Raw genomic sequence first — 5,554 nt, 5'->3', positions numbered from 1 at the left:
GGACCGGGACCGCGCCCGGGCCACCTGAAGGGCCGAGAACGGATCGGCGGCCGGGCTACCCGGAGGGACCGGGACCGGTCCGGATCGGCGGCCGGGCCACCCGGAGGGACCGGGACCGGAACTGCGGCCGGGCTACCGGGAGGGACCGGGACCGGATCCGCGGCCGGGCCACCCGGAGGGACCGGGCCCCCGACCGAGGCACCGGAGCCGACCGAGGCGGAGTCTGGCGGCTCCGGTGGCGGCGGGCGGGACTCCGACTCGTTGTTCCGGAACGCCTACTTCCTGATGCTCAGCACCGGTGTCTCCGCCGTGCTGGGCCTCGGCTTCTGGCTCGTGGCCGCCCGCTACTACACCGAGGAGGCCGTCGGGCAGGGCTCCGCCGCGATCGCCGCGATGCGCCTGCTGGCCAGCATCACGGCGACGACGATGATCGGCGCGGTCGTCCGCTTCGTCCCGCGCGCGGGACGGGCGACCGGCGCCCTGGTGTGGCGGGCGTACGCGGCGAGTTCGGTCGTGGTAGCCATCGCCGCCGTCGTCTTCCTGCTCACGCTCGACCTGTGGGGGGCGTCGTACGCGCCGCTCGGTACGACGGCGGCGGGGGCGGCGTTCGTCGTCGCGTGCGTGGCCTGGGCGCTGCTCACCCTCCAGGACGGCGTGCTGACCGGACTGCGCAGATCCGGGTGGGTGCCGGTCGGCAACGCGGTCTTCTCGATCGGCAAGCTGATCCTGCTGATCATCTTCGCCACGGCACTGCCGGCGCTCGGCATCTTCGTGTCCTGGGCCGCCGCGATCGCCTTCTCGACATTGCCGCTGGGCTGGCTCATCTTCCGCAAGCTCATCCCGCGCCAGACCGCGGCCGACCGCGACCTGGAACCGCCCAAGGTCCGAGAGATGGGCCGGTTCCTGGCCGGGGACTCGCTCGGTGCGCTGTTCAGCCTGGCGATGATCAACCTGCTGCCGGTGATGGTCGCGGTCCGCTTCAGCGCGGCGGAGAACGGCTACTTCTACGTGGCGTACACCGTCGGCGGCACCATGGAGTTCATGGCCATCAACATGGCCTCCTCCCTCACCGCCCACGCCTCGCACGACCCGCGCCGGCTCGCCGACGGAGTCCGCGGGGCGCTGCGCCGCATGACGCTGCTGCTGGTGCCGGTGGTCCTGGTGCTGGTGGTGTTCGCGCCGCAGATCCTGCTGCCGTTCAACGAGGACTACGCCGAACACGGGACCACCGTGCTGCGGTTGCTGGCCGCCGGAGCGCTGCCGCGGGTCGTGGTGGAGATGTACATCGGGGTGCTGCGCGTGCAGGGCCGCACCGGTGTGCTCGCCGCGCTCCAGGGCGCCATGTGCACGCTGGTCCTGGGCAGCGCGGCTGTGCTGTTCACCCCGGCGGGCATCGCGGGCGCGGGCTGGGCGGTGCTGCTGAGCATGTCGCTCATCGCCGTCGTGTCGGTCTTCGGGCTGAAGGCCGCGCTCCGTGAGACGAGCCGGATGCCCGCCGCGGTGCCGGCCGACGCCCCGCCCGCCGACCGGGCCGACCCGGACCCCGCCCCCGACGTACGCCGCAGGAGGACGGCGCCCGTTGGGCCCGGCTGAACCCCACCGCCGGGTACGGCACGAGCTGGGCGCGCAGGGCGGCGTACGAGCGGGGGGCTTACGACGAGGACACCGTCGCGCTGTTCATAGGGCGTCCCGGCTACGAACGCGAGGCACTCCAGGCCGACACGCTCGCGGTGATCGTCCGCCCGCACAAAGACACACCGCCGGTCGGACCGGTGGAGCGCGGCGAGGCGTCGACACCGGCGCCCGGTCACGAGGTCGACGGCCTCTGGTCCGAGCGCGGACAGCGCCGGCTGCGTGCCGGACTGTGGAGCCTCCTCGGTATCGCCACGGTGTCCTACGTCGTGGCGTTGCGGGACCTGCCGTGGCTGGGCGGGACGCTGTCGGGCGGTCTCGCCGAGCCGTTGAGCGGGCGCGGGATGCTGGGCCTGCTGCCCGGTCCGGCGCTGCTCGCCGGGGGAACGCTGCTCCTGCTGTTTGTCGCCGCCGTGACCCTGGGGGTGCGGCACGACCCGTGGCTGCCGGGCACGGCGCTGGGTGCGGCCGCCCTCGCGCTGTACGCCGTACCTGTCGCCCTCGGACGGGAACCGCGGGCGCTGGGTGGGGCGTTCTCCACGCAAACGGCGGAGTTCTTCGCACAGACCCTGGGCCTCCCCGGGCCCGAACCGCTGCTGCGCTGGGTGCCGCCCGTCTGCCAGCTGCTCTGCCTCGTGCTGCTGTGGCTGCTGCTCGACCGCGTCGGTCGGCGCTTCGGTGACCGTCTGGGCGGGCGGCTGCCGTGGGTGGCGCGCTGGGGGATCGTCTATCTCGTCGCCGTGGGGGGCTGGGCGGGGAGAGAGGCGCTCGCGCCCGCCGCGCTGCCGCTGCTCGGCCTGCTGTTCCTGCTCCTCCTGCTCCTGTCGGTGCACCGCGCCGAGCCGCGGGCGGAGCCCGCACCGGATCCGCACCTGTCGCGGGTGAGCGAGAGATCGCAGCTGAGCGACACAACGCGGGTGAGCGACGCATCGCAGATGAGCGACGCATCGCGGAAGAGCGACACGCCGCGGGTGAGCGACAGAAGTGCCATGAGCAGCCCCGTCACCGCCCGAACAAGCGACCCGTCCAGCGACCCGTCCAGCGACCCGTCCAGCGACTGATCAAGCTCAGAGCCGAACCGCCAGGGGGGAACCGTCGTGCGTCCGCAAGCCACTCCACGCGAGAGATCCGAGCCGGAGCCCGTGACCGTTCCGGCCGTACCCGACCCGGCAGGCCCGGCCGGTGGTGAGCCCGTGCGCGATCTCTCGGACCTTCCGCCTAGACGCCCCTGGTGGCACGCCGCGTCGCACCCGGCGCCCGCGCTGCTCGTCGCGCTCGCCCTGTGGGGCTGGGCGGTGACGCACACCGAGGTCTCGAACCTCGACGACTTCGGCCTCGTCACCGCCGTGCACCCCGCGTTCTGGGCGGGACTGGCGCTGCTCACCGTCGGCTTCTGGGTCACGCTGCGCGGCCCGAGCCGCCACCCCGCCTGGGCGCCGGCGTATGTCGTGGGACTGCTCGTGATGGAGCGCGCCACCCAGGCGGTGCTCTATCCGACACCCCTGTACGCCTGGGCGTGGAAGCACGACGCGGTCATCGACCACCTGCTGACGGCGGGCCGGCTGGAGAACGCGGACGCGATCGGCGACATGGCCGTCTACGACCAGTGGCCCGGCTTCTTCGCCGCCCAGGCCGCGCTGGTACGGCTGCTGGGCGTGGACTCGGCCGCACAGTTCATGGCGTGGTGGCCGCTGGTGTCCAGCCTGATGCTGCTGCTCCCGCTGCTGCTGCTCTACCGCACCTTCACCGAGGACCGGCGGCTGATCTGGACCGGGGTCTGGCTCTTCTGCGTCGCCAACTGGGTCGGCCAGGACTACTTCTCACCCCAGTCCGTGGCCTTCGCTCTGCACCTCGGCGTGCTGGCCGTCGTCCTGCGCCGCTACGGCCGCCCCGGCCAGTCCGCCGAGCAGCAGCGGCGGGCCGTGTGGACGGTGCTGCTCACGCTGCTGGTCGTGGCCATCGTCATCTCGCACCAGCTCACGCCGGGCATGCTGATCGTCTCGCTGGCCGCCCTCTTCCTCACCCGCCGCTACCGCGACAAGGTCCCGCTGGTCACGACCGCCGTCATCTTCCTGGCCTGGTGCCTCACGGCCGCCCTGCCCTTCCTCTCCGCCGCGCTGCCCGACATGATCCGTTCGATCGGCGACATCGGCGGCAACGTCTCCACGGGTTACGGCGCCACTCCGACCGGCGCCGGCGCGGTGACGACGTCCTGGGTCGCCCGGCTGTTGTCGGCCTCGGTGCTGCTGCTCGCGGTGGCGGGCGTGCTGCGCCAGCCGGTGCTGCGCCACCGCGCGATGCCGCTGCTGCTGCTCGCGGCGGCCCCCCTGCCGATGCTCGGGGCGAGCAGCTACGGCAGCGAGATGATCTTCCGGGTGCTGATGTTCATGCTGCCCGGCGCCGCCTTCTTCGCCGCGGCGGCCCTGCTCCCGCAGGTGCGCACCCTGACGGCGATGGAGAAGACCAGCCGGACCGAGCCCCGCCGCTACGTGTGGCTCCCGCTGCTCGCGCTCCTCGCCGGCACCCTCGCCTTCGTGCCGAGCTACTCCGGCAAGGACCGCATCAGCTACTTTCCGCCGGACGAGGTGGACCTGGTGCGACAGGTCATCGACCAGGCACCGGACGACTCCCTCGTCGTCGCGGCCGACCGCAACTATCCGCTGGCGTTCGCCGACTACTGGAGAGTGGACCACTACTGGTTCCTCGACGACGACCGCGACCACGTCGACACCATCGTGCGCGCTCCGGCGACCACCCTCGCCCGTGACATGTCCGCCGTGGAGTCACCGGGCCGCGCCTATCTGCTGTTCAGCCGCGGCCAGTTCGCCGACTCCGAGATGAACGGGCTGCTCACGAAGGGTCAGTTGGACCGCATACGGCAGTCCGTCGGCGCCTCGCCCCTGTTCGAGCGGGTGGCGGGGAACGACGCAGGGGTGGCCTACGTTCTGAAGGAGACGGGCCGATGACACCGCAGGAACTGGTCGTACGGACGCTGCCCCCGTTCGGTGGCTGGCTGGCGCTGTCCACGCTCGCGCTGCCCGACGGCTCCGTGCTGCGGGGCGCGGCCATGGTCGCCTTCCTGGCGGCGGCGCCGGGCGCCGCGGTGCTGAGAATCTGCGCTCCCGCGCTGGCGGTGGTCCCCGCCACGGGGCCCGTGGAGCGCCGGGACCCGGCTTTCGAGCACCACTCCGACCTGCTCGAACGGCTGATGCTGGCCGTCTTCGTGAGCGTGGCCCTCGTGCTGCTCGCCGGGACGGTGTTCATCGCCACGCACGCCTTCAGCGCGCAGCGCGTCCTGCTGACGCTCACGCTGCTCACCACGGTCGCCGCGTTCTGCCCGCGGCTGCGCGCCTCCCCGCCGAGGACTGCGAAGGGTTCTACTCCGTGAGGCTGCTCCACCCCGGCGACGAGGGCTACGCCCCGCGCGACGGCCGCCCACCCGGCGACGACGACGGCCGCGCACGTCCGAGCGCCCGCCCGCGTGGCGGCGACGCCCGCCCGCCTGGTGATGATGACGACCGCTGGCCCCGCGGCGACGACGGCCGCGCTTCCCGAGACGACGCCCGTGCGCCCGGCGACGACAGTTCGGCCCCGGCGACGACGGCCGCGCCCCGCGCGATCGCTGTCTGCCCGGGGGTGGCGACGGCCGCGTACGTCCGAACTCCCGCACGCCTGGCGGCGAGGCCCGCCCGTCCGGCGGCGACGCCCGCCCGTCCGGCGACGGCGCCTGCCCGCCTGGCGGCGAGGCCCGGCCGCCCCGCGACGGCGCGCACCCGCCCGGAGACAACGACGGCCGCCGATCCCGCGAGGACGACTTCCGTACGCCCGGCGACGACACGCCGTCCCCCGGCATCGACACCCCGCCCCCTGGCAACGAGGGCGGCGCACACCGCCACCGGCGCCCGCGTGACCCCGGCCGTGC

4 protein-coding genes and 1 pseudogene are annotated in these 5,554 nt (G+C 73.6%); all 5 read left to right on the top strand.

What is annotated here, in order from left to right:
- Positions 1-261 precede the first annotated feature (261 nt).
- A complete protein-coding gene (locus BM536_RS45135) occupies positions 262-1,593 on the top strand; it encodes a lipopolysaccharide biosynthesis protein (RefSeq protein WP_425444724.1) in 1,332 nt (443 codons plus the stop codon).
- Positions 1,594-1,730: 137 nt separating this feature from the next.
- Positions 1,731-2,693 carry a hypothetical protein gene (locus BM536_RS45130; protein ID WP_425444723.1) on the top strand — a complete coding sequence of 321 codons (963 nt, stop codon included), beginning with the start codon at positions 1,731-1,733 and terminating at the stop codon, positions 2,691-2,693.
- A 132-nt stretch (positions 2,694-2,825) separates the two neighbouring features.
- Complete coding sequence (locus tag BM536_RS37060; RefSeq protein ID WP_079275031.1) at positions 2,826-4,598, top strand: glycosyltransferase; 1,773 nt, start codon at positions 2,826-2,828, stop codon at positions 4,596-4,598.
- The gene (locus tag BM536_RS37055) at positions 4,595-5,020 is read left to right on the top strand and encodes a hypothetical protein (protein WP_073493882.1); all 426 of its coding nucleotides are present in this window, start codon (positions 4,595-4,597) and stop codon (positions 5,018-5,020) included. The genes BM536_RS37060 and BM536_RS37055 overlap by 4 nt, the downstream gene beginning before the upstream one ends.
- Positions 5,017-5,554, top strand: a pseudogene (locus BM536_RS41985) (hypothetical protein); the annotation flags it as partial. The gene BM536_RS37055 and the pseudogene BM536_RS41985, both read left to right, overlap by 4 nt.

This window comes from Streptomyces phaeoluteigriseus, assembly GCF_001896135.2.
Lineage (GTDB): Bacteria > Actinomycetota > Actinomycetes > Streptomycetales > Streptomycetaceae > Streptomyces > Streptomyces phaeoluteigriseus.
The sequence above is the reverse complement of the archived record's forward strand: the minus strand, read 5'-3'. Positions and strand labels throughout refer to the sequence as shown.

Coding starts and splice junctions, on each gene's coding strand:
- BM536_RS37055 (WP_073493882.1), top strand. CDS start 4,595: ATGACACCGCAGGAACTGGTCGTACGGACGCTGCCCCCGTTCGGTGGC.